This window comes from Streptomyces sp. DG1A-41 (assembly GCF_037055355.1).
In the GTDB taxonomy this organism is placed as follows: domain Bacteria; phylum Actinomycetota; class Actinomycetes; order Streptomycetales; family Streptomycetaceae; genus Streptomyces.
In genome coordinates this window covers 7253577-7273582 of the sequence record NZ_CP146350.1, presented here as the reverse complement: position 1 = coordinate 7273582, position 20006 = coordinate 7253577, and the positions used below count along the sequence as shown (strand labels likewise).

At 72.3% G+C, this 20006-nt stretch carries 14 protein-coding genes and 3 pseudogenes; 13 read left to right on the top strand and 4 right to left on the bottom strand.

Annotation, left to right across the window (positions count from 1 at the left end):
• Nucleotides 1–185 precede the first annotated feature (185 nt).
• From V8690_RS33870 to V8690_RS33835, 8 genes are all read left to right on the top strand, one after another.
• Nucleotides 186–1199, top strand: coding sequence for a hydroxyacid dehydrogenase (locus tag V8690_RS33870; RefSeq protein WP_338783887.1), 1014 nt, complete (start codon nt 186–188; stop codon nt 1197–1199).
• Nucleotides 1200–1916: 717 nt separating this feature from the next.
• The gene (locus tag V8690_RS33865; RefSeq protein WP_338783886.1) at nt 1917–3005 is read left to right on the top strand and encodes a LacI family DNA-binding transcriptional regulator; all 1089 of its coding nucleotides are present in this window, start codon (nt 1917–1919) and stop codon (nt 3003–3005) included.
• A 383-nt stretch (nt 3006–3388) separates the two neighbouring features.
• Nucleotides 3389–4726 carry an extracellular solute-binding protein gene (locus V8690_RS33860; RefSeq protein WP_338783885.1) on the top strand — a complete coding sequence of 446 codons (1338 nt, stop codon included), beginning with the start codon at nt 3389–3391 and terminating at the stop codon, nt 4724–4726.
• Between the two features lie 8 nt (nt 4727–4734).
• Entirely contained in the window at nt 4735–5619 is an 885-nt protein-coding gene (locus V8690_RS33855; RefSeq protein WP_338783884.1) for a sugar ABC transporter permease, read from the top strand.
• Complete coding sequence (locus V8690_RS33850) at nt 5619–6533, top strand: carbohydrate ABC transporter permease (RefSeq protein WP_338783883.1); 915 nt, start codon at nt 5619–5621, stop codon at nt 6531–6533. The genes V8690_RS33855 and V8690_RS33850 overlap by 1 nt, the downstream gene beginning before the upstream one ends.
• An 88-nt stretch (nt 6534–6621) precedes the next feature.
• Nucleotides 6622–8220 carry a glycoside hydrolase family 43 protein gene (locus V8690_RS33845; RefSeq protein WP_338783882.1) on the top strand — a complete coding sequence of 533 codons (1599 nt, stop codon included), beginning with the start codon at nt 6622–6624 and terminating at the stop codon, nt 8218–8220.
• 201 nt (nt 8221–8421) lie between these two features.
• Nucleotides 8422–9465: a substrate-binding domain-containing protein gene (locus V8690_RS33840; RefSeq protein WP_338783880.1), complete on the top strand. Its 1044-nt coding sequence runs from the start codon at nt 8422–8424 to the stop codon at nt 9463–9465.
• 206 nt (nt 9466–9671) lie between these two features.
• Nucleotides 9672–10094: a Rid family hydrolase gene (locus V8690_RS33835; RefSeq protein WP_338783879.1), complete on the top strand. Its 423-nt coding sequence runs from the start codon at nt 9672–9674 to the stop codon at nt 10092–10094.
• Between the two features lie 246 nt (nt 10095–10340).
• On the opposite strand, the gene V8690_RS33830 is transcribed toward V8690_RS33835, so the two are convergent.
• Nucleotides 10341–10994: a ThuA domain-containing protein gene (locus tag V8690_RS33830; RefSeq protein WP_338783878.1), complete on the bottom strand. Its 654-nt coding sequence runs from the start codon at nt 10992–10994 to the stop codon at nt 10341–10343.
• Between the two features lie 86 nt (nt 10995–11080).
• Here V8690_RS33830 and V8690_RS33825 point away from each other — a divergent pair.
• Together V8690_RS33825 and V8690_RS33820 are read left to right on the top strand one after the other, a co-directional pair.
• Nucleotides 11081–12102: pseudogene (locus V8690_RS33825) on the top strand (DUF5954 family protein).
• Nucleotides 12103–12428: 326 nt separating this feature from the next.
• Nucleotides 12429–12833 (top strand): VOC family protein, encoded by a 405-nt coding sequence (locus V8690_RS33820; RefSeq protein ID WP_338783877.1) that lies wholly within the window; start codon nt 12429–12431, stop codon nt 12831–12833.
• On the opposite strand, the gene V8690_RS33815 is transcribed toward V8690_RS33820, so the two are convergent.
• From V8690_RS33815 to V8690_RS33805, 3 genes and pseudogenes are all read right to left on the bottom strand, one after another.
• Complete coding sequence (locus V8690_RS33815; protein ID WP_338783876.1) at nt 12813–13505, bottom strand: DUF6597 domain-containing transcriptional factor; 693 nt, start codon at nt 13503–13505, stop codon at nt 12813–12815. The genes V8690_RS33820 and V8690_RS33815 overlap by 21 nt on opposite strands.
• A 114-nt stretch (nt 13506–13619) precedes the next feature.
• Nucleotides 13620–14027 (bottom strand): annotated as a pseudogene (locus tag V8690_RS33810) (AraC family transcriptional regulator); the annotation flags it as partial.
• A gap of 38 nt (nt 14028–14065) precedes the next feature.
• Nucleotides 14066–15228, bottom strand: a pseudogene (locus tag V8690_RS33805) (YihY/virulence factor BrkB family protein).
• 111 nt (nt 15229–15339) lie between these two features.
• Between V8690_RS33805 and V8690_RS33800 the strand changes: the two are divergent.
• The 3 genes from V8690_RS33800 (at nt 15340) to V8690_RS33790 (ending at nt 20004) form a co-directional block, all read left to right on the top strand.
• Complete coding sequence (locus V8690_RS33800) at nt 15340–16974, top strand: acyl-CoA dehydrogenase family protein (protein WP_338783874.1); 1635 nt, start codon at nt 15340–15342, stop codon at nt 16972–16974.
• Nucleotides 16975–17221: 247 nt separating this feature from the next.
• Nucleotides 17222–18499, top strand: coding sequence for a GAF domain-containing protein (locus V8690_RS33795; protein ID WP_338783873.1), 1278 nt, complete (start codon nt 17222–17224; stop codon nt 18497–18499).
• Between the two features lie 173 nt (nt 18500–18672).
• Nucleotides 18673–20004, top strand: coding sequence for a hypothetical protein (locus V8690_RS33790; protein ID WP_338783872.1), 1332 nt, complete (start codon nt 18673–18675; stop codon nt 20002–20004).
• Nucleotides 20005–20006: the final 2 nt, after the last annotated feature.

The following is a 20006-nucleotide window of genomic DNA, read 5'->3' as shown; positions in this document are numbered from 1 at the left end:
GCGCACTGAAACGGCAGTAACCGATTACCGCACAGGCTCGTGCCGGAACCCCAAGGCGCGGAGCCCCGACCCGTCACTTATTCACAGCTGTCGCCCCGGCCCTGCCGATTGACCACCGCTTCCCAGCGGATCTACGGTAGAAGGCGTTTTCTGAAACAGTTTCCATCCTCTGCTCCAGGAGTGTCATGCCCAGCCCTCAGCTGCCGCGGGCCGTGTTCGCGATGGACCCGGTTCACCTCCCGCTGCTCTTTCCTCCGCCGCTGATGGAGCGGCTGAGGCGCACGGCCGACATCGATCCCGGGTTGGTCGTGCGGGACTTCACCGATCCGGCCGCGGCCGGCGCACTGGCCTGTGCCGAGGTGCTGATCACCGGCTGGGGCTGCCCTCATCTGGGCGCCGTCGCCCTCGCGGCGGCCCCGAAGCTGGGGGCCGTCCTGCACGCGGCCGGGTCCGTGCGCTCCCTGGTCGGTGACGCCCTGTGGGAGCGCGGCGTGAAGGTGTCCAGCGCGGTGACGGGCAACGCCGTGCCCGTCGCGGAGTACACGCTCGCGATGATCCTGCTCGTGGGCAAGGACGCCTTCGACCACCGCGAGCGCTTCCGCCGCACGCACGCCTACCCGGGCCCCGCGGAGACCGCGGCCACCGGCAACCTCAACCGCCGGGTCGGTGTCATCGGCGCGTCCCGTGTGGGCCGCCGACTGCTGGAACTGCTGCGGCCGTTCGACCTCACCGTCCTGCTGCACGACCCGTACGTGAGCCCCGCCGAGGCCGCCGCCCTCGGTGCCGAGTCGCTGTCGCTGGAGGACCTGCTCAGACACAGCGACATCGTGAGTCTGCACGCCCCGGACATCCCCGAGACCCACCACATGCTCGACCGCGACCGGCTCGCCCTGGTGCGGGACGGCGGCGTGCTCATCAACACCGCCCGCGGCGCGCTGGTCGACCACGACGCGCTCGCCGATGAGCTGGTCTCCGGCCGGCTCAGCGCGGTCCTCGACGTCACGGACCCGGAGCCGCTGCCGGCCGGTTCCCCGCTGTACCACCTGCCCAACGTGTTCCTCACCCCGCACATCGCCGGTTCACTGGGCAACGAACTGGAGCGGCTCGGCCGCATCGTCGTCGAGGAACTGGAGCGCCTGGTGGCGGGCCTGCCGCCGGTCCATGAGGTACGGCATGCGGATCTCGCGCGGGTGGCGTGACGGGTCGGGGGGCGTGTCCGGTGCGCGCGTCACGGCGGCGTGTCCGGCGGTGCGCGTTGCTGGAGCGTGTCCGGTGCGCGTTGCGGGAGTGGCCCGGGTCCGCGTCACGGCTGCGTGTCCGGCCCTATGTCCCGGGATCGCGTCCAGCCCTCACGGGAGTGCGCCCGGCCTGCGTCACGGGAGCGTGCTCAGCCCACATCACGCCGGCACACCCAGCCCGCGTCACGGCGGCGCGTCCGGTCGGCGTCACGGCGCCGCGCCCAGCCGGGGTCACGGCAGCGCACCCTAGCCCGCGTCACGGCGGGCAGGCCCTCCGGTCCGTGTCACAACGACACGTCCGGCGCGCGTCTCGGCGGCGCGTCCGGCCGACGGCACATCGGGCAGGCCCTCCAGCCCACGTCGCAGCCCGCGTCACAACAGCACGTCCGGCGCGCGTCCCAACGGCGCACCCGGCCAGCGGCACATCAGGCAGGCCCTCCAGTCCGCGCCACAACAGCGCGCCCGGCCAGCGACATCGGGCAGGCCCTCCAGCCCGCCTCATCAGCCCACCCGGCCCGCACCACAACAGCGCACCCCGCCGGCAGCACACCAGGCAGGCCCTCCAGCCCGCCGTCCACAAGCCCTCCAGCCTGGAGTAACGATGGGATACGGTTTCCGCACGGGTGGGGGCACAGCCCCGGCGTCGGATCGAGCCACGACGGTGAAGGAGCCGCAAGGGTGAGTCAGCGCAAGGCGGCGAGCGACGCCGGACGGGCGACCATTCGCGATGTCGCGGAGCGAGCCGGCGTCTCCGTGGCCAGCGTCTCGCGGGTGCTGTCCGGCAACTACCCGGTGTCGGAGGAGCTGCGCCGCCGGGTGATGAAGGTGGTCCGGGACCTGGACTACGTCACCAACGCCCATGCCCGTTCGCTCGCCGGCGGCGGCACACCGACGGTGGCGATCCTCATCAACAACATCACCGGCGCCGCGTTCGCGCATGTCGCCAAGGGCGTCGAGGGCGCCGCCACCCTGCGCGGCTGGCTCTCCCTGGTCGGCACGACCGGCGACGACCCGGAGCGGGAGCTGGCCCTGGTGAACCTGATGCGCCAGCAGGGCGTGGCCGCCGTGATCCTGCTCGGCGGCGCGTACGACTACGACGAGTACCAGCTGCGCATGGCCCGCTTCGCCCGCTCCCTGGACGCGGCCGGTTCGCACCTGGTCCTGGTGGGCAGGCCCCCGCTGGAGGGCGACGTCCCGGCGACGACCGTCGACTACGACAACGAGGGCGGCGCCTACGCGATGGCCAGCCACCTGCTGTCGGCCGGTCACCGCCGCGTCCTGGTCCTGCCGGGGCATGCCGAACTGACCACCGCGCAGGGCCGGTTGAGGGGAGCGCAGCGGGCCTTCGAGGCGTACGGCGTGCCGTTCGACCCGGGCATGGTGCGGCACGGCCCGTACGACTACGAGCACGGGTACGAGGCCGTCGAGGCGGCCCTGCACGACACGCCGGACTTCACCGCGGTGCTCGCGGGGACGGACGTGGTCGCGGCGGGCGCCATGCAGGCCCTGCGCGCGGCAGGCCTGCGGGTGCCCGAGGACGTCTCGATCGTCGGCTACGACGACATCCCGCTCGCGTCCCAGCTCACCCCCCAACTGACCACCGTGCACGTGCCGTACGAGGAGATGGGCCGCGTCGCGCTGCGCGCGGTGGCCGACCGGCGTGAGGGCGGTGCGGGCCGTCGCAAGAGCGCCGACGGCGACCATCTGGTGCTGGGTACGCATGTCGTGGTCCGTAACTCGGTGCGGCCGCCGAGTCAGAACGGATAGCGAACAGGCTTCGTTACGTAACCGTTTTCCAGAGGCTTTGCGGCCCGTTCGAGGTTTCCTCGGCGGGCCCGCCCAGGCTGGGGACCGGCCTGCCCGGTAACGCGTTGACCTGCGCGTATTCGAGCTGGCACGCGAGTGGATGCCGAGCGTCCGAAGATAACCCGGCGGACAATCCGCTGTAACAAATTTCCGCGCCCCTCTTGCTAAGAGCCGAGCTCCCCGCCTACCGTCCCAGCAACCGCTTACTACAGCTTCTGCTTACGCTTGGCCGACCCCCCGCAACCGCGAGCCGACGGTTTACGGCCGCCGTTCCTGGCCAGCACCACCGAGCCGCTGCCGTCCTCTCGTTCTGAGAACGCCCTATTCCGAAGGATCACGGTCAGATGAACTTCACCAGCCCCCGGAGAAGGTTCGCCTCCGCCGCTGTCGCGGGTATCGCACTGACAGGTCTGCTCTCCGCCTGCGGCGGATCCGGCTCGGGCGACGACGCCGCGTCGAAGTCCGGCCCGGTCACCCTCCCCTTCTGGGGCTGGGCCAACGGCCAGGAGGCGGTCGTCAAGGCGTTCAACGCCTCACACAAGGACATCCAGCTCAAGTACACCAAGGTCACCGACCAGCTGACCATGCAGAAGCAGCTGACCAACGCGGTGAAGGCCGGCAACGCCCCCTGCCTGGTGCAGAACACCGCCGAGTACGTGACCAGCTGGGTCTCGCAGGGCGCGCTCGCCGACATCACGAGTTACGTCGAGGGCGAGAAGGACAAGTTCAACACCGGCGCCTGGGCGAGCGCGCAGGTGCAGGGCAAGCTCTACGGCGTGCCCACCAGCTCGGCGCCGCAGTTCACGATCTACCGCACGGACATCTTCGAGAAGTACGGCCTGAAGCCCCCGGCCACCTGGGACGACTTCATCGCCGCGGGCAAGGAGCTGAAGAAGCACGGCATCAAGATCACCAACTACGCCGGTGAGGACCCGAGCACCCTGGAGGTGCTCGCCATGCAGGCCGGTGCGCACTGGTACTCGATCGACGGCGACGCCTGGAAGGTGAACTTCCAGGACGAGGGCACCCTCAAGGCCGCCAAGGTGATCCAGGAGATCATCGACAACGACCTGAACGCCAAGCTGTCCTTCGCCGACTACGCGGCCGTGCAGCGCAGCTACGACACCGGCGCCACCGCCACCCGGCAGATCTCCACCTGGCAGATGGCCGGCATGGTGCAGAACTTCACCAAGTCCTTCGGCGACTGGGCCCTGGCCCCGTGGCCGACGTACAAGGGCGAGGCGCCCAAGACGCCGGCGGGTACCAACCTGACCGGCAGCGTGACCCTGGTGACCAAGCAGTGCGAGAACCAGGAGCAGGCGGCCCGGGCGGCGCTGTGGATGTCGACGAACCAGGACGCGGTCAAGACGATGGCGAGCCCGGAGACGGGCAACGGCGTGATGCCGGCGCTGGCCGACAGCAAGGCCTACGTCGGTGAGTCGATCTCGCAGAAGCTGCTCGGCAAGAACTACGAGCCGGCGCAGAAGATCGTGACGGACAGCCTGAACACCGTCACCACGGACTGGACCTTCGGGCCCAACTGGACCGCGATGTTCACCGAGCTCCAGGCGGGCTGGGCCAAGGTCGTCAACAAGGAGCAGAAGGTCACCGACCTGCTCGCGCACATGCAGGAGTGGACGGTCAAGGACCTGAAGTCCCGCGGTATCAGCGTCAAGGGCTGAGGCATTCGATGATTCGCTCCATGCGCTGGAAGGGTGCCGCGTTCACGGTGCCTTTCCAGCTCGGCTTCGTCTTCCTGTATCTCCTCCCGATCGGCTACGCAGTCTACGAGTCGCTGTTCACGGAGAAGCAGTCCGGGCTCGGCCTCGGCGGCGCCACGACGGAGTTCGTCGGGCTCGACAACTACACCCAGGGGTTGACGGACTCGGCCTTCATGAACTCCATCCTGCGGGTGGTGCTCTTCGCCTGTGTGCAGATCCCGTTCATGCTGCTGATCAGTTTGCTGCTGGCGCTGTTCCTGGACGCGCTCACGTCCAGGGCGGCGAGCCGGTTCCGGATCGTGCTGCTGGTGCCGTACATGATCCCGGGCGTGGTGGCGGCGATCGTGTGGGTCAACCTCTACAGCCCGGACGTCGGCCCGCTGACCCCGATCGGCAAGGCCCTCGGGTTCGACTGGAACTTCTTCGCACCGTCGATGGTGTGGCCGTCCATCGGCAACCTGCTGACCTGGCACGGCATCGGCTACAACATGGTGATCATCTACTCGGCGCTCCAGGGCGTGCCTCGCGAACTGTTCGAGGCGGCCCGGCTGGACGGCGCCTCGGAGCTGCGGATCGCGCGCAGCATCAAGATCCCGTACGTGCGCGGGGCGCTGGTCCTGACGGGTCTGCTGTCGATCATCCAGATGCTCCAGATCTTCAACGAGCCGGCGCTGTTCCGGAACATCACCCCGCAGACGGTCAGCGACAGCTTCACGCCGATCATGATCATCTACAACCAGGCGTTCAACGCGGGCAACTACAACTACGCGGCCGCCCTGTCCGTGCTCCTCGCCCTGATCCTGGGCGTGGCCTCGTTCCTCTTCTACCGGCTCACCTCGAAGGAGGCCGACTGATGGTGCTGACCGAGCACACCACCGAGCGGCCCCCCGTCCGCAGCGTCCGGCGCCTGACCCGTCCGGACGCGGCCTCCCGCGGGCGGGGCGGTCAGCGCTTCCTCCTCGTCGGGCTGATCCTGGCAGGCGTCTACAGCCTGTTCCCGGTGTGGTGGCTGATCGTCGCCGCGACCAAGGACCGCACGGCGCTGTACCAGAGCAACGGCCTGTGGTTCTCCGGCTGGCATCTGTGGGACAACCTGCAACAGGTGTTCACCTATCAGGACGGCATCTTCCTGCGGTGGACGGCCAACTCGTTCCTGTACGCCGGGGTCGGCTCGCTCGGCGGCACGCTGATCGCGCTCGCAACCGGTTACGGCCTGGCCCGGTTCGACTTTCCCGGCCGTAACGCGATCTTCGCGTGTGTCGTGGGCTCGTTCCTGATCCCGATCGCCCTGCTCACGCTCCCGCTGTATCTGCTGTTCTCGGCGCTCGGCATGGTGGACACCCCGTGGGCGATGCTGATCCCCTGCCTGATCAACCCGTTCAGCGTGTATCTCGCCAAGGTGTACACGGAGGCCACGGTCCCCTACGAGTTGCTGGAGGCGGCCCGGATCGACGGCGCCGGCGAGCTGCGGATCTTCTTCAGCATCGTGCTGCGGATGATGACGACGGGCGGCGCGACGGTGTTCCTGCTGGCCTTCGTCAACACCTGGAACGCCTTCTTCCTCCCGCTGACCGTGCTGCGCGGCAAGGAGAACTGGACGCTCAACCTGGGCCTGTACAACTGGACCGGCACGCGGCTGGAGTCCGGCATCGACCTGACGGGGCTGGTGCTGACCGGCGCGCTGCTGTCCATCGTCCCGATGGCGATCATGATGGTCGCGATGCGCCGCTACTGGCGGACGGGCGTGACGCTCGGCGCCCTCAAGTGATCTCCCTCGCCACCCCTGACTCCTGGGGGCCGCAGGTGACCCTGACTCCCCGCGGCCCCCAGGTGCCCAACCCCCCGGGAGCCCCCGCGTGACCGTGCTGCACAACCCCGTCCTCCGCGGCTTCGCCCCCGACCCCTCCCTGATCCGGGTCGGCGACTGGTACTACGTGGCGACCAGCTCCTTCGAGTGGTTCCCGACGATCCCGGTCCACCGCTCCCGCGACCTGGCCCACTGGGAGTACGCGGGGCACGTCCGGGGCGCGGCCCCCGGCGGCTCGCTGGCCGGGGTGCCCGACTCCGGGGGCATCTGGGCGCCGTCGCTGAGCTGGGACGGGGAACGGTTCTGGGTGACGTACACCGTCGTGCGCTCGGTCGGCACGCCGTACTTCGACCTGGACACGTACGTCTCGACGGCCACCGAGGTGAGCGGCGACTGGAGCACGCCGCGCCGGGTCGCGAGCCACGGCTTCGATCCGGCCCTGTTCCACGAGGACGGCAGGCTGTGGCTGCTGAACCTCCAGAACGACCACCGGCCGGGAGGGCAGCGGTTCGCCGGGATCGTCGTCACGGAACTGGACCGGGACACGCTCGCCCCCGTCGGGCGGACGCGTCTGCTGCTCCAGCACGACCGGCTGATCGAGGGGCCGAAGCTGCTGCGGCGCGCCGGCTGGTACTACCTGGTGCTCGCGGAGGGCGGCACGGGCTGGGAGCACGGGGTGCGGGTGGCCCGCGGCCGGGAGCTGACCGGGCCGTACGAACTCGACGAACGGCCGTTGCTGACCACGCGGGACGATCCGGACGTGCCGTTGCAGAAGGCCGGGCACGGCGAGCTGGTGGAGACTCCGGACGGGCAGTGGCTGATCGGGCATCTCACGGCCCGTCCGCTGCGCACGCCGCAGGGCCGCCGCTGCCCGCTCGGCCGGGAGACCGCGATCCAGGCGGTGACCTGGGACGCGGAGGGCTGGCCCCGGCTGCGGCAGGGCGGTTGGCACCCGGCGGTGGACGTCGGCGTACCGACCCAGCCGCACCCGCTGCCTCCCGCCGCCCCGCCCGAGGACCTGTCCTGGCCCTGGAGTTCCCTGCGCGAGCCGCCGGACCCGTCCTGGGCCGACACGACGGCCCGGCCCGGCTGGATCCGGCTGCGCGGCCGGCACGGGCCGGAGTCCCGCTGGGCGAGCAGCCTGCTGGCACAGCGCGTCACCGAACACCGCGCGGAGGCCGAGGTCACGGTCGAGGCGCGGCCCGTCACCTTCACCCAGGCCGCCGGGCTGGTGCTCTGGTACAGCCCCGAGGCGTATCTCAGTCTGGACCTGACCTGGGCGGAGCCCGAGGGCGAGCCGCAGCGCGGACAGCAGTGGCGGGGCACGCCCGGCGCGGGTGGCCGTACGGTGCTCAGCCTCGTGGAGCGCGACGAGGAGGGCACCCGGCAGGTCTCCGTCGTGGAGGTGCCGGTGGCGGCGCCCGTGACGCTGGGCGTGACGGTCGAGGGAGCCGAGGCACGCTTCTGGCACGTCCGGGACGGGGTGCGAACGGCGATCGGCCCGGCCCTGGACTTCAGCCGGTTGTCGGACGACCACGGTTCCCGGCTGCGCTTCACCGGTGCGATGGCGGGCGTCCACGCCCGGGACCTCGTCGACGCGGCGTTCACGGCGGACTTCACGGGGTTCCGGCTGACCTGTACCCGCTGACCGGCAAGCCCGACTGAGTCGTTGTTCGGGGTTTCGAAAGTTTTGACCGGCGAGAACCGGTGAATTCACTTGTCTTCCCGCCGTCCTGCGCCGCACCTACAGTAGGAAGCGCTTTCTGTCAGGCTGGACTCCGGCCTGCGGTGAGCAGCGCTGGTCGAAACTTTCCACGGCCCTCGGGCGGGCCGGAGAGGTGGGTTCCCGATGGTCCGTACGGCGAGTGCGAGCGTGGCGGCCGGTCCGACGCTGGCGGTCGTGGCCCGCGAGGCGGGGGTGTCGGTGCCGACCGCGTCGAAAGTGGTCAACGGCCGGGAGGACGTGGCGCCCGAGACCCGCCGCCGCGTCACCGAGGCGCTCGACCGGCTCGGCTATGTGCGCAGACCCCGGTTCGACGCGACGAAGGCGCCGCGGCTGGTCGACCTGGTCGTGCACTCGCTGGAGAGCTCCTGGTCGGGCGCGGTGCTGCACGGGGTGGAGGAGGCGGCGCACGACGCGGGCCTGGAGGTCGTGGTGTCGGCGGCCCTGACCCGTACCCGGGCCGGACGCCCGGAGCGCGGCTGGCTGGACAAGCTCGTCGCCCGGGGCTCCTCAGGAGTCCTGTTCAACCTGGCCGAGCTGAGCGACTCCCAGTACGCCTGGCTGGAACAGCACCGGATCCCGTTCGTGATGATCGACCCGGTCCAGGAACCGCCGGAGGGCGTGGCGTCGGTGGGCGCGGCGAACTGGCAGGGCGGTCTGACGGCCACGGAGCATCTGCTGTCCCTGGGCCACGAGCGCGTCGCTGTCATCGCCGGTCACCGGCGCACGATGTGCAGCAGCGCCCGGGTCGCCGGTTACCGCTCGGCGCTCGCGTCGGCCGGGGTCCGGCACCGAGCCGAGTACGTCCGGCACGCCGGCTTCGACGAGAGCCTGGCCCGCCGCCGCATGCTGGAACTGCTCGACCTGCCCGAGCCGCCGACGGCCGTCTTCGTCTGCTCGGACCGGATGGCGCTGGGGGTGTACGAGGCCCTGGCCGAGCGGGGGTTGAGGGTCCCGGACGACGTCAGCGTGGTGGGCTTCGACGACCTGCCCGAGGCACGCTGGGCCTCCCCCGCGCTGACCACGGTCCGCCAGCCGCTGTCGGAGATGGCCGCGACGGCCCTGCGGTCGCTGCTGCGCCTGATGGACGGCCACCACCCGGAGAGCACGCGGACGGAGTTGTCGACGCGGTTGGTGGAACGGGCGAGCACGGGGGCACCGCGGGCGTAGCGCATGCGATCCGCGGTCGCCGCCGCCGTGCGGGGGCGAGTGGTCGACCGGACCCGCGGGTTCCGAGCGAGCGGCAGGCGTTCGTCACGCGGGTTCGCTGAAGGTGTTCAAGGGTGGAATGCGCGTACGGGCGTGGGGAGTTGGCAGGAGTGCCAGGGTCGCCGCCGGGGTGCGGCGGCCGTACTCCGCGAAAGGACTGCCCGGTCATGACACGCGACGCGCGCACGATCACCAACCCGGCCGCCCTCCACGACCCCACGCCGTTCGGCTACAGCCACGCCGTCTCGGCATCCGGCGAAACCGTCTTCATCGGCGGCCAGTACGCCTCCGACGCGACGGGCGCGCCGGTGCCCGGCGACTTCGCCGCGCAGGTGGACCTGGCCTTCGACCGGCTGCGGTCGGCGCTGGAGGGGGTCGGACTCGGCTATGAACACGTCGTAAGACTCGGCACGTTCATCGTGGACCACGACCTCGACAAGCTGGAGATCCTGGGCAAGGCGCTGCACGCGCGCTTCGGCCGGCGGCTCCCGGCACAGACGCTGAGCGGGGTCGCCTCGCTGGCGCTGCCGGGGATGCTGTTCGAGGTGGACGCGGTGGCGGTACGTCCCGGCGCGCCGGTCACCGACTGAATCCGGCTGACCGTCACCCGCCGCCTCGCGGTACCCCCCGAAGCGCCACGCGCCGACCGACCCGCGCGCCGACCGACCGTCGCGCCGTACGCCCGGGCGGCCGCCGGGCGGCGGTCGCCCGGCCGGCAGCCGCACACCCCTTACGCGCGCCACGCGCCCGCCACGGCAGGGAACTGGCCGGAACCGACCGGCGATGCGGCGGTGAGGGGTTGGTGCCCGGGCCGGGGCGGGACGGATCCTCAGGGGTCAGGGCAGGGTCAGCGCGGCCGCCCAGGTGATACCGCCCAGGAGGTGGGCGCGGAAGGCCGGGTCGTCGTAGGCCTCGCAGGCGTGGCCCAGGGCCGTGTAGAAGACGCGGCCCTCGCCGTGCCGCCGGCACCAGACCAGGGGGTGGTCGTCGCCCATGCCGCCGCCCTCGTAGGAGGACTCGTCGGCGGTGGCCAGGACGTGGACCGTGCCGCGCGGGTTGGTGCGGAAGTCGTACCACTCGTCGGTGAAGTCCCAGACGGCGGGCAGATGGCGGGTCGCCGGGTGGGTGTGGTCCTCGATGACGGCCTTGCCGGGCTGGTGGAGGGGGTGGCGGGCGAACCGCGCGCCCAGCAGCTCGCCGTAGTACGGCCAGTCGTACTCCGTGCAGGCCGCCGCGTGCACACCCACGAAACCACCGCCCGACTCCACGTACGCGGCGAGCCGCTCCCGGCCGGCCGGGGTGAGGACCTCGCCGCTGGTGGAGAGGAAGACGACGGCCGCGTGGTCGTCCAGGGGCCGCTCGAGGGCCGCCGGGTCCTCGGTGGCGTGGACCTCGAAGTCACCGAGGGTGCGCAGGGCGGCGATACCGGCCGGGATGGAGTCGTGACGGTAGCCGGTGGTGCGGGTGTAGACGAGCAGTCGGGGTGCCATGGGATCCCAAACTACCGTTCCCAACAACAGCCGTTGTTGGCTCGTCCGGCCTGCTCCGGCTCCCCGGCCGCTACGACAATGCGTGCATGAACGATGACCGGCGGCAACAGATGGAGGCTCTCCGGGAGGAGTTGGTCCGCCGTGACGACCCCGCCGCCTGGGTGCGGGAGGCCGACGCGGTGGACGCCTCGCGGCGCTATCCCGCTCTGTCGTTGCGCGGGCCGGTCTTCGGGGTCGCCGTGCAGGATCCGGCGGTGGGGCCGGAAGGCGGCTGCTGAAGCCGGTGACGGACGGCATGCCGCAGGTGGCCCGGGACGGGCTGCACTCGCACCTGTGGTTCGCGGCGAAGGACGACACCGACGACCCGGCCGTCCGGCGTGAACTGCTGGCGGCCGTCGCGGCGATGGAGCGCGAGCCGGTGAACGAGGTCGAGGCGTGCGGGGTCCGCTACCGCGTGGTGCGCGGCGACGAGTTCGCGCGCTGCGACGACGACGGCCTGGAGCCGCCGCGCCCCACCGACCCCGAGCCGGCACAGCGGTCGTGGGACAGGCGCGCCAAGGACACCACCTCCCCGGACGTCGGCTTCGTGCTCGACCCGGCCCGCCCGGACGGCCTGGCGGCGGGCGCGCTGCAACTGGGGCTGCGCGGGTTCGCCTACACGGGCGCCCTTTTCCTCTCCGACGTCCGCGCGGACTCCGAGAAGGCGGTGGCCACGCACCCGGACCCCGTGCTGCTGCCCACCGGTTTCGGCGTGGTCGAGCGCGGCCGCCACGGCTGGCAGCCCTGCGGCGCGCTCATGGCCACGCCGCACGACGCCCGGCGCCTGCTGTACGGCGGCATGTCCGAGATCTGGGCCATGCTGTACCAGTACGACGATGCCAAGAAGGCCCGGTACGCCCGCGCCGCCGAGGAGTACAAGGCACTCGACCGCGCCGACGAGTTCCGCCTCGACGACCGCCTGTTCCGGATCTGCCGCGTCGAACGCATGCTGCGCATGGGCCCCGACGGACCGGAGTGCCCGCGCCCGTCGGACATCGACGAGTACGGGCCCATGAAGATGCACCCGACGATGGACGAGGACGGCACGATCCACTACGGAACGGCCTAGTGTCCCCCGTTGGCTGCCCTGCCGCGCGCTACGGCCCGCTCTCAGCCGGCGAGGTACTCGACGTCGAGGCTGCCGGAATGTCCGGCCCAGGAGAGAGAACCTCCGGCACCCCGGCTTCGGCATGTCGATGAGGGAAGGGCCCGGCCCCCGGTGACCGAGCGAGTCACCACCTCGTTCGCCGAAGTGCCTGGACCGCCGTGTCGTGATCGTCATGGCGGCGACTTCACGGGCCTGCCCCCGGGTCCTCTTGAACGGATCTGACACCGCGTCGACCAGTGTCCGATTCCTTCAAGACCGGGCGTAGGGGGCCTGCCTACGGTGGGCCCATGACCGCACGATTCGATGCCATCGGCCTGGTCGTCTCCGACATGGCCGCCTCCGTCGCCTTTTACCGCCGGCTCGGGTTCGCCTTCCCTGAGGGCGCCGAGAACCAGCCGCACGCCGAGGCCGAACTGCCCGGCGGGCTGCGGCTGATGTTCGACACCGAGGAGACGGTCCGCTCCTTCCTGCCCAAGTGGCAGCCGCCCTCGGACGGCGGCCGGACCTCGCTGGCCCTGCGGTGCGACGGTCCGCAGGAAGTGGACGCGCTGTACGAGGAGCTGGTGAGCGCCGGGTGCCACGGCGAGCTCAAGCCCTGGGACGCCTTCTGGGGGCAGCGGTACGCCGTCGTGCTCGACCCGGACGGCAACGGGGTGGACCTGTTCGCTCCGCTAGCTGCGGCGGGCGAGTAGCTCCCCCAGCGGCAGGCCCGCCAACTCCCTGACCTCACGGGCGAGATGGGCCTGGTCGGCGTAACCGGCCCGGGCGGCCGTCTCCCCGAAGGGCACGCCGCCCCGGGCCAGCGCGAGGGCGCGGCGCAGCCGCAGGATCCGGGCCAGGACCTTGGGGCCGTAGCCGAACGCGGTCAGCGAACGGCGGTGCAACTGCCGTGCGCCCAGACCCAGTTCGTCGGCGATCGCGGCGACGGGCCGGCCCGCGTCGAGGGCGGTCACGACCTGCCGCAGCAGCGGATCCGGCGGGTCGGTACCGGCCGCCTGCCGCAGGGCGAGGTCCTCCAGCCCGCTCGCCGGGTCGGGGGCCGCGTTCACCCGTGCCGCCAGTCGCCGTACCTCCGAGGCCGGCCACAGATCCGTCAGCTCGACACGACGGTCGCGCAGCTCGTGCGCCGGTACACCCAGCAGGGCCGGGGCCGTGCCCGGGTAGAAGCGGACGCCGGCCCAGGTTCCCGTCTCGCCGCCATCCGTTACGTACGCGTGGGTGTCGGGCCCGGCGACCAGCAGCCGCCCCTCGTGCCACAGCAGGTCCATGCACCCGTCGGGCAGCACACGCGCCGCCCCGTCCGGCTCCGGGGCATTGCTCCACACGACCGCTCCCGCCAACCGTGACGCCCGCTCCACGTACACACGGGCCAGGCTACGCCGCGGGCCGCGTGGGCGCCGCGAGCGTCCCGGGCCCGGCTGCCCCCGCTGCCGGCCAGGTCGGCCAGGTCGGCCAGGGTGGCGCCCCGCCCCCGGCCGCTACGCCAACCGCCGCCGGTACTCAACCGGCCTCACCCCGTACACCCGTTTGAACGCCGTCGACAAGGCGAACGCGCTGCCGTAGCCCACCCTGCGGGCCACGGCGTCGAGCGTGTCCTCGGAGCCGCGCAGGCAGTCGGCCGCGAGAGCGGGGCGCCAGCCGGTGAGGTACGTCATCGGGGGCTCGCCGACCAGGGCGGTGAAGCGGCGGGCGAGCGCGGCGCCGGACACCCCTGCCTTGGCGGTGAGCGCGGCGATGGTCCACGGGTGGGCCGGGTCGTCCTGGAGCAGGCGCAGGACGCCGCCGACGACCGGGTCGGCGAGGGCCCGGTACCAGGCGGGCGCCTCCGCCTCGGGGCGGGCGTCCCCCATGCGCAGCGCGGCGATGACCAGCAGATCCAGCAGCCGCCTGCCGCGGCCCGGCCGGCGCGGCGAACGCGCGTCCGTCACTTCTCGGGCGGCGGCGGAGTCTCCCCGTTGGCCTGGCCGGCGTGGCCGGTGGTCTTCGCGTGGGTGCTCTTCGCATGCGTGCGCAGCCGGGCCGTGACGTCCTCCGGGGGAGGAAGCGGGACCAGCGTTCCGGGAACTCGGAGGGCATGTCCGGGTCGGCCTCACCCGAGGCGGCGGCGCGGGCGACGTACTCGGCGACCTGCGCCTGCCGCAGCCGCTCGTTGGCCTCGCGGGCCGCGGCCGTCGCGGCGGCCGGCCAGACGCGGTCGATGGCGGCGTTGACGGCGGCCCCGACGAGCACCGCGAACGCGGACACACCGATCCACAGCAGCACGGCGACGGGCGCGGCCAGGGAGCCGTAGATCGTCGGGCCCTCGACCGTGCTGGTCAGGTAGATCCGCAGCAGGAAGCTGCCGAGGACCCACATGCCGAGGGCGACGAGCGCGCCGGGCACGTCCTCGATCCACGGGGAGCGGACGGGGACGGACACGTGGTAGAGCGTCGTGAGGAAGGCGATCGAGAGCAGGATCACGACCGGCCAGTACAGGACCTGCACGACCGTCGTCGACCACGGCACGATCCGCACCACCGCGTCCGGCCCGGCCACCATCAGCGGCAGCGCGACCGAGCCGATCAGCAGGGCGACGATGAACAGCGCGAAGGCCATCAGGCGGGTCTTGACGATGCCCCGGACGCCGTCGAGGCCGTACATGACGGTGATGGTGTCGATGAAGACGTTCACGGCGCGGGAGCCGGACCACAGGGCGAACAGGAAACCGATGGAGATGATGTCGGGCCGGCCGCCTTTGGTCACGTCGTGCAGGATCGGCTCGGCGATCTGCCGCACGCCCCGGTCGGACAGCACCGTGCGGGCGGCCTCGAGAATGTTGGCCTGGAGGCTCTCGATGGTGTCGGCGCCGGTCCAGGCGTCGACGTAGCCGAGCAGTCCGATCATGCTCAGCAGCAGCGGCGGCACCGACAGCAACGTGAAGAACGCGGCCTCCGCCGCCAGCCCCAGGATGCGGTACTCGATGCAGGAGTTGACGGTGTCCTTGAGCAACAGCCAGGCGGTCCTGCGCTTGGAGACGTTCCGGTAGAGAGCACGCGCCCGGTGGAGGCGCCCGGAGGGTGTGTCGGGGGTTTCACTTGCTGGCTGCACCCCCTAACGGTATCCGTCGCGCCCGGCCGTACTCACCCACAGGTTGGTCCCTCCGGCGCCCGGGCCCCGCCCTTTGGTGACCGAGGTGCCGCCCCGGGGTACGTTCACAGCATGGCTGGCAGCACGCACTCCGTGAACAACCAGGTCCCGCCGCTGGTCGGGTACGACGTCTTCTCGGCCGACCGGGCCCTCTCGGCGGCGGTCGAACGGCATCTCGATCCCGGCCTGCGCGACGAGGTGCTCGGCGAGCTGTCGGCGCTCGGGCGGACCTCCGGCTCGGCCCAGGTGCAGGAGTGGGGGGCGCAGGCCAACGAGAACCCGCCCCGGCTTCGCACGCACGACCGGTACGGCCACCGGATCGACGAGGTCGAGTTCCATCCGTCCTGGCACCGGCTGCTCGGCAAGGGCGTCTCGGCCGGTCTGACCGCGGCCTGGGACCGGCCGGCCGGGCATCTGCGGCGGGCCGCCGCGTTCCTGGTGTGGACGCAGGTCGAGGCCGGTAACGGCTGCCCGCTGTCGATGACGCACGCGGCGGTGCCCGCCCTGCGCACGGACCCGGAGCTGGCCGCCGAGTGGGAGCCGCGGCTGACGTCCATGGTCTACGACCGTGAGCTCAGGCCCGCGCACCTGAAGGCCGGGGCGCTGTTCGGGATGGGCATGACGGAGAAGCAGGGCGGCAGCGACGTACGCGCCAACACGACGTCCGCGCGGCCGCTCGCCGAGGACGGGACGTACGAACTGACCGGGCACAAGTGGTTCTGCTCGGCGCCGATGTCCGACGGCTTCCTGGTGCTGGCGCAGGCTCCGGGCGGGCTGACCTGCTTCCTGGTGCCGCGGGTGCTGGCGGACGGCACGCGCAACGTGTTCCGGCTCCAGCGGCTCAAGGACAAGCTCGGCAACCGGTCGAACGCCTCGGCCGAGGTCGAGTTCGACGGGACCTGGGCGCGCCGGGTCGGCGAGGAAGGGCGCGGGGTGCGCACCATCATCGAGATGGTGGCGGCGACCCGGCTCGACTGCGTGCTGGGCTCGGCGGGCCTGATGCGGCAGGCCGTGGCGCAGGCGGTGCACCACTGCGCGTACCGGGAGGCCTTCGGCGGGAAGCTCGTCGACAAGCCGCTGATGCGCAACGTCCTCGCCGACCTCGCCATCGAGTCGGAGGCGGCGACGACGCTGGCACTGCGGCTCGCGGCGGCCTACGACGACGGTGGCGAGCAGGAGCGGGCGCTGCTGCGGATCGCGGTGCCGGCGGCCAAGTACTGGGTGACCAAGCGGTGCGCGCCGGTGGCGGTGGAGGCGGCCGAGTGCCTGGGCGGCAACGGCTACGTCGAGGAGTCCGGGCTGCCCCGGCTGGTGCGCGAGTCGCCGCTCAACTCGATCTGGGAGGGCGCGGGCAACGTCCAGGCCCTCGACGTGCTGCGGGCGTTGCAGCGGGAGCCCGGGGCGTTCGATGCGTATCTGCGGGAGGTCGGGCAGGCGCGCGGCGCCGATCACCGGCTCGACGGGGCCATCAAGAACCTGCTGACCGAACTCGCCGATCTGGAGGGCGTGGAGGGGCGGGCGCGGCGGCTGGCGGAGCGGCTGGCGCTGGTGCTCCAGGGGTCGCTGCTGGTCCGGTTCGCGCCACCGGAGGTCGCCGACGCGTTCTGCGCGGCGCGGCTGGGCGGCGACGGGGGCGCGGCGTTCGGGACGCTCCCGCACCGTCTCGATCTGGCGTCGGTGGTGGAGGGGGCCCGGCCGGTGATCTGACCCTGGCACCCGAAAGCGGGGGTGGTGCTGCGCCGACACGGCACCACCCCCGCCGCACTGGCCCGTTCGAGCCACTGAACGCCGCTCGGGACGGCGCCGCTCAAGTTTCGGACACGGCCGGGCTGTCCACCAGGGTTGCAAGGGGTTGCAACTTGCCGCTGACTGTGTGCGGACTGTGCGCGTCCGCTCGGGGGCAGACGGCACTATGAGACGGACAGTCGGAAGAGACTCCGGGGGGCCCACGCCTATGGACGTCACACAGCTCGCCGCCGTGGACACCACGCGTGCGGCCCGGGTGCTCAGCGAGGTCCGTTCCGCCCGGCTGTCCGGGCAGCGCGCGCCGGCGCAGCCGCGCCGGGTGATCGAGCAGTCCTGGGAGCGCATGATGCGCAGCGGTGTGGATCCGGACCACGACTTCCGGGCGGATCCGCTGTCCCGCGAGGAGGTGCAGCGGCGGCGTGAGACGTCGGCGCTGCGCCATGTGCTGCCGGTGCTGCGGGAGGGGCTGCTGAGGTTCGCGGACGTCGCCCACCACATCATGGTGGTCGCCGACGAGGAGGGCCGGGTGCTGTGGCGCGAGGGCAGCGCGCCGGTGCTGCGCAAGGCCGACGGGCTCGGCTTCGAACTCGGCGCGGACTGGCGGGAGGACGTCGTCGGCACGAACGGGCTGGGCACCCCGGCGGTGGTGCGCCGGCCCGTACAGGTCTTCGCCTCCGAGCACTTCGTGCGCTCCCACGCCGGCTGGACCTGTGCCGGCGCTCCGCTGACGGATCCGCGGGACGGCCGGCTGCTCGGCGTGGTGGACGTGAGTGGTCCGCTGGAGACGATGCATCCGGCCACGCTCGCCTGGGTCGACTCGGTGGCCAAACTCGCCGAGGCCCGGCTGCGGGAGAGGCACCTGGAGTCGCTGGAGCGGCTGCGGGCGGTGGCGGCGCCGGTGCTGGCCCGGCTCGGCGGGCGTGCCCTGGCCGTCGACCGGGACGGCTGGACCGCTGCGGTCAGCGGGATGCCGTACACGCGGCGCGTGGCGCTGCCCAAGTCCGTGGCGGCGGGCCCGAGGTGGGTGCCGGCGCTCGGGCTGTGCTCGGTGGAGCCGCTGGCCGGGGGCTGGCTGTTGCGGGCGGCCGCCGACGAGCCCGTGCCGCGCGGGGCGACCAGCATCGTGCTGGACCTCAGACAGCCCCGCAGATGGACGGTGGCGGTCTCCGGCGGCGCGGGCTCCTGGACGCGCGAACTGGGTCCTCGGCATGCCGAGTTGCTGTACCTCCTCGCCGTCCACCGCACCGGCCGCAGCGCCTCGGACCTGGCCGGCGACGTGTTCGGCGACCCGGCCCGCACGGTGACGGTTCGCGCCGAGATGTCGCGAGTACGGCGCTATCTCGGTGCGTTCCTGGAAAACCGGCCGTACCGCTTCGCCGAGGACGCCGAGGTAGAGGTGCTCCTCCCGGACGACCCGCACGACCTGCTGCCGCACTCGACGGCACCGGCAGTGGGGAGGCTGCGCACCCGCGCACCTGCCCCCTGAGGTTCACGTGACGTGCCGTGCGACCGTCCTCGGGGGTGCGTCTTGCGCATATTTGCCGGGTCTTCGCCCCCCACCCCGCCCACCTGCCGTAGCATCCTCTACGGGCCACCCCACCTGCTCCTCCGTCAACGTACGGACCGCAAGGCGCAGTTGGCCCGCCTCGGGAGGACGTTATGAAGCATCGCGGCAGACACCGGCGGCGCAGGCGGGGCAGGGCACTGCGCGGGGTCCTGGCCGGGACGGCTCTCGCGCTCACCGCCGCCGCCACCCTGATCAGCGCCTCGCAGGCCACGGTCGCCGACGCGCCCGGGGCTCTGAAGCCGGTCCCCGTGTCCGCCGAGGCCGGGCGGCTGCCGCTGGCCGAGCACCGGGTGCCCGGGCGGTGGCTCGACCGGCTCGCCTCGAAGATGGGCCGGCCCGTCGGTGTGGGCACGGTGCTGGACAGCGCCGACCGCACGCTGCGGAACGCGGCCGACTGCTCGACCACCGAGAAGCACACCCTGCCGGTCGAGCCGGCGGCCACGCGCGCGTACTGCTTCGGCGGCGCCGACACCCGGGGCTGGCGGTCCGGCGCCGTCACCACCTCGGGCGACGCGGACGACGACGGCCGCTGGGGCGGGAACCGCGTGATCCTCTCCGGCTGGACCCGCGGCGGCACCGAGGGCGGCTCCATGGACGGTCCGGCTCCCGAGCAGGGCCTGGCCAAGGTCGCCTTCGTCGACGCGAACGACTCCGGCCGGCTCCGCTACACCTGGGCGCTGCTGGCCGTCCCGGTGGACGGCGGGCGGGACTACCGGGGACTGGTCTCCCCGCTGTCCGGCATGGTCTGGTACCAGAACAAGCTGCTGGTGACGACCCGCGAGGACGACCGGAACGCGCTGTACGTGTACGACATGGACCGCATCCAGCGCGCCACGGTCGACTCCGGCGCCATCGGCCGGGTGCGGGGCGGCTGGTCGGCGTACGGCTCCCGGTACGTGCTGCCCGCGGTCGCCTCGTACGCCCTGCCCGGCGGGGACGACGTGCCGCACCCGGCCGCCGTCTCCCTCGACCGCAGCACCTCCCCCGACAGCCTGGTGGCGAGCGAGTGGGCGCCGGCGGACGGCGACCGGCCCACCCGGCTGTGGCGCTACACGCTGAGCCGGGACCCGGCCCGCTCCGGCCTGCTCACCACCGACTCCTCGGGTCACGCGGACCCGGTCGAGGCGTACGAGTCGAAGACGGCCGACGTGCGGGGTGTGCTGTCGTACCGCTCGGGCTGGTACCTGGACCGCGCGGCGGGCACGCCCGGCGGGCACGGGACGCTGTGGCGCCAGGACACGCAGGGCGCGCGGGCGACGGAGTGCGCGGCGGACGAGACGCGCCACTGCTGGAGCGGCCGGTCGGGTTCCCTCTCCTACTGGGAGGAGACCGGCGAGCTCTGGTCCCAGTCGGGGCGGATGTTGTTCGCGCTGCCGCTGGCGTCGGTGGACAGGGCGCTGGGCCGGTCGTCGACAGAGCAGTAGGT

What these genes read in the sequence shown, in the direction of transcription:
- V8690_RS33870 (WP_338783887.1), top strand. Translation starts at nt 186, where the DNA reads ATGCCCAGCCCTCAGCTGCCGCGGGCCGTGTTCGCGATGGACCCGGTT.
- V8690_RS33860 (WP_338783885.1), top strand. Translation starts at nt 3,389, where the DNA reads ATGAACTTCACCAGCCCCCGGAGAAGGTTCGCCTCCGCCGCTGTCGCG.
- V8690_RS33855 (WP_338783884.1), top strand. Translation starts at nt 4,735, where the DNA reads ATGATTCGCTCCATGCGCTGGAAGGGTGCCGCGTTCACGGTGCCTTTC.
- V8690_RS33850 (WP_338783883.1), top strand. Translation starts at nt 5,619, where the DNA reads ATGGTGCTGACCGAGCACACCACCGAGCGGCCCCCCGTCCGCAGCGTC.
- V8690_RS33840 (WP_338783880.1), top strand. Translation starts at nt 8,422, where the DNA reads ATGGTCCGTACGGCGAGTGCGAGCGTGGCGGCCGGTCCGACGCTGGCG.
- V8690_RS33835 (WP_338783879.1), top strand. Translation starts at nt 9,672, where the DNA reads ATGACACGCGACGCGCGCACGATCACCAACCCGGCCGCCCTCCACGAC.
- V8690_RS33830 (WP_338783878.1), bottom strand. Translation starts at nt 10,994, where the DNA reads ATGGCACCCCGACTGCTCGTCTACACCCGCACCACCGGCTACCGTCAC.
- V8690_RS33820 (WP_338783877.1), top strand. Translation starts at nt 12,429, where the DNA reads ATGACCGCACGATTCGATGCCATCGGCCTGGTCGTCTCCGACATGGCC.
- V8690_RS33800 (WP_338783874.1), top strand. Translation starts at nt 15,340, where the DNA reads ATGGCTGGCAGCACGCACTCCGTGAACAACCAGGTCCCGCCGCTGGTC.
- V8690_RS33795 (WP_338783873.1), top strand. Translation starts at nt 17,222, where the DNA reads ATGGACGTCACACAGCTCGCCGCCGTGGACACCACGCGTGCGGCCCGG.
- V8690_RS33790 (WP_338783872.1), top strand. Translation starts at nt 18,673, where the DNA reads ATGAAGCATCGCGGCAGACACCGGCGGCGCAGGCGGGGCAGGGCACTG.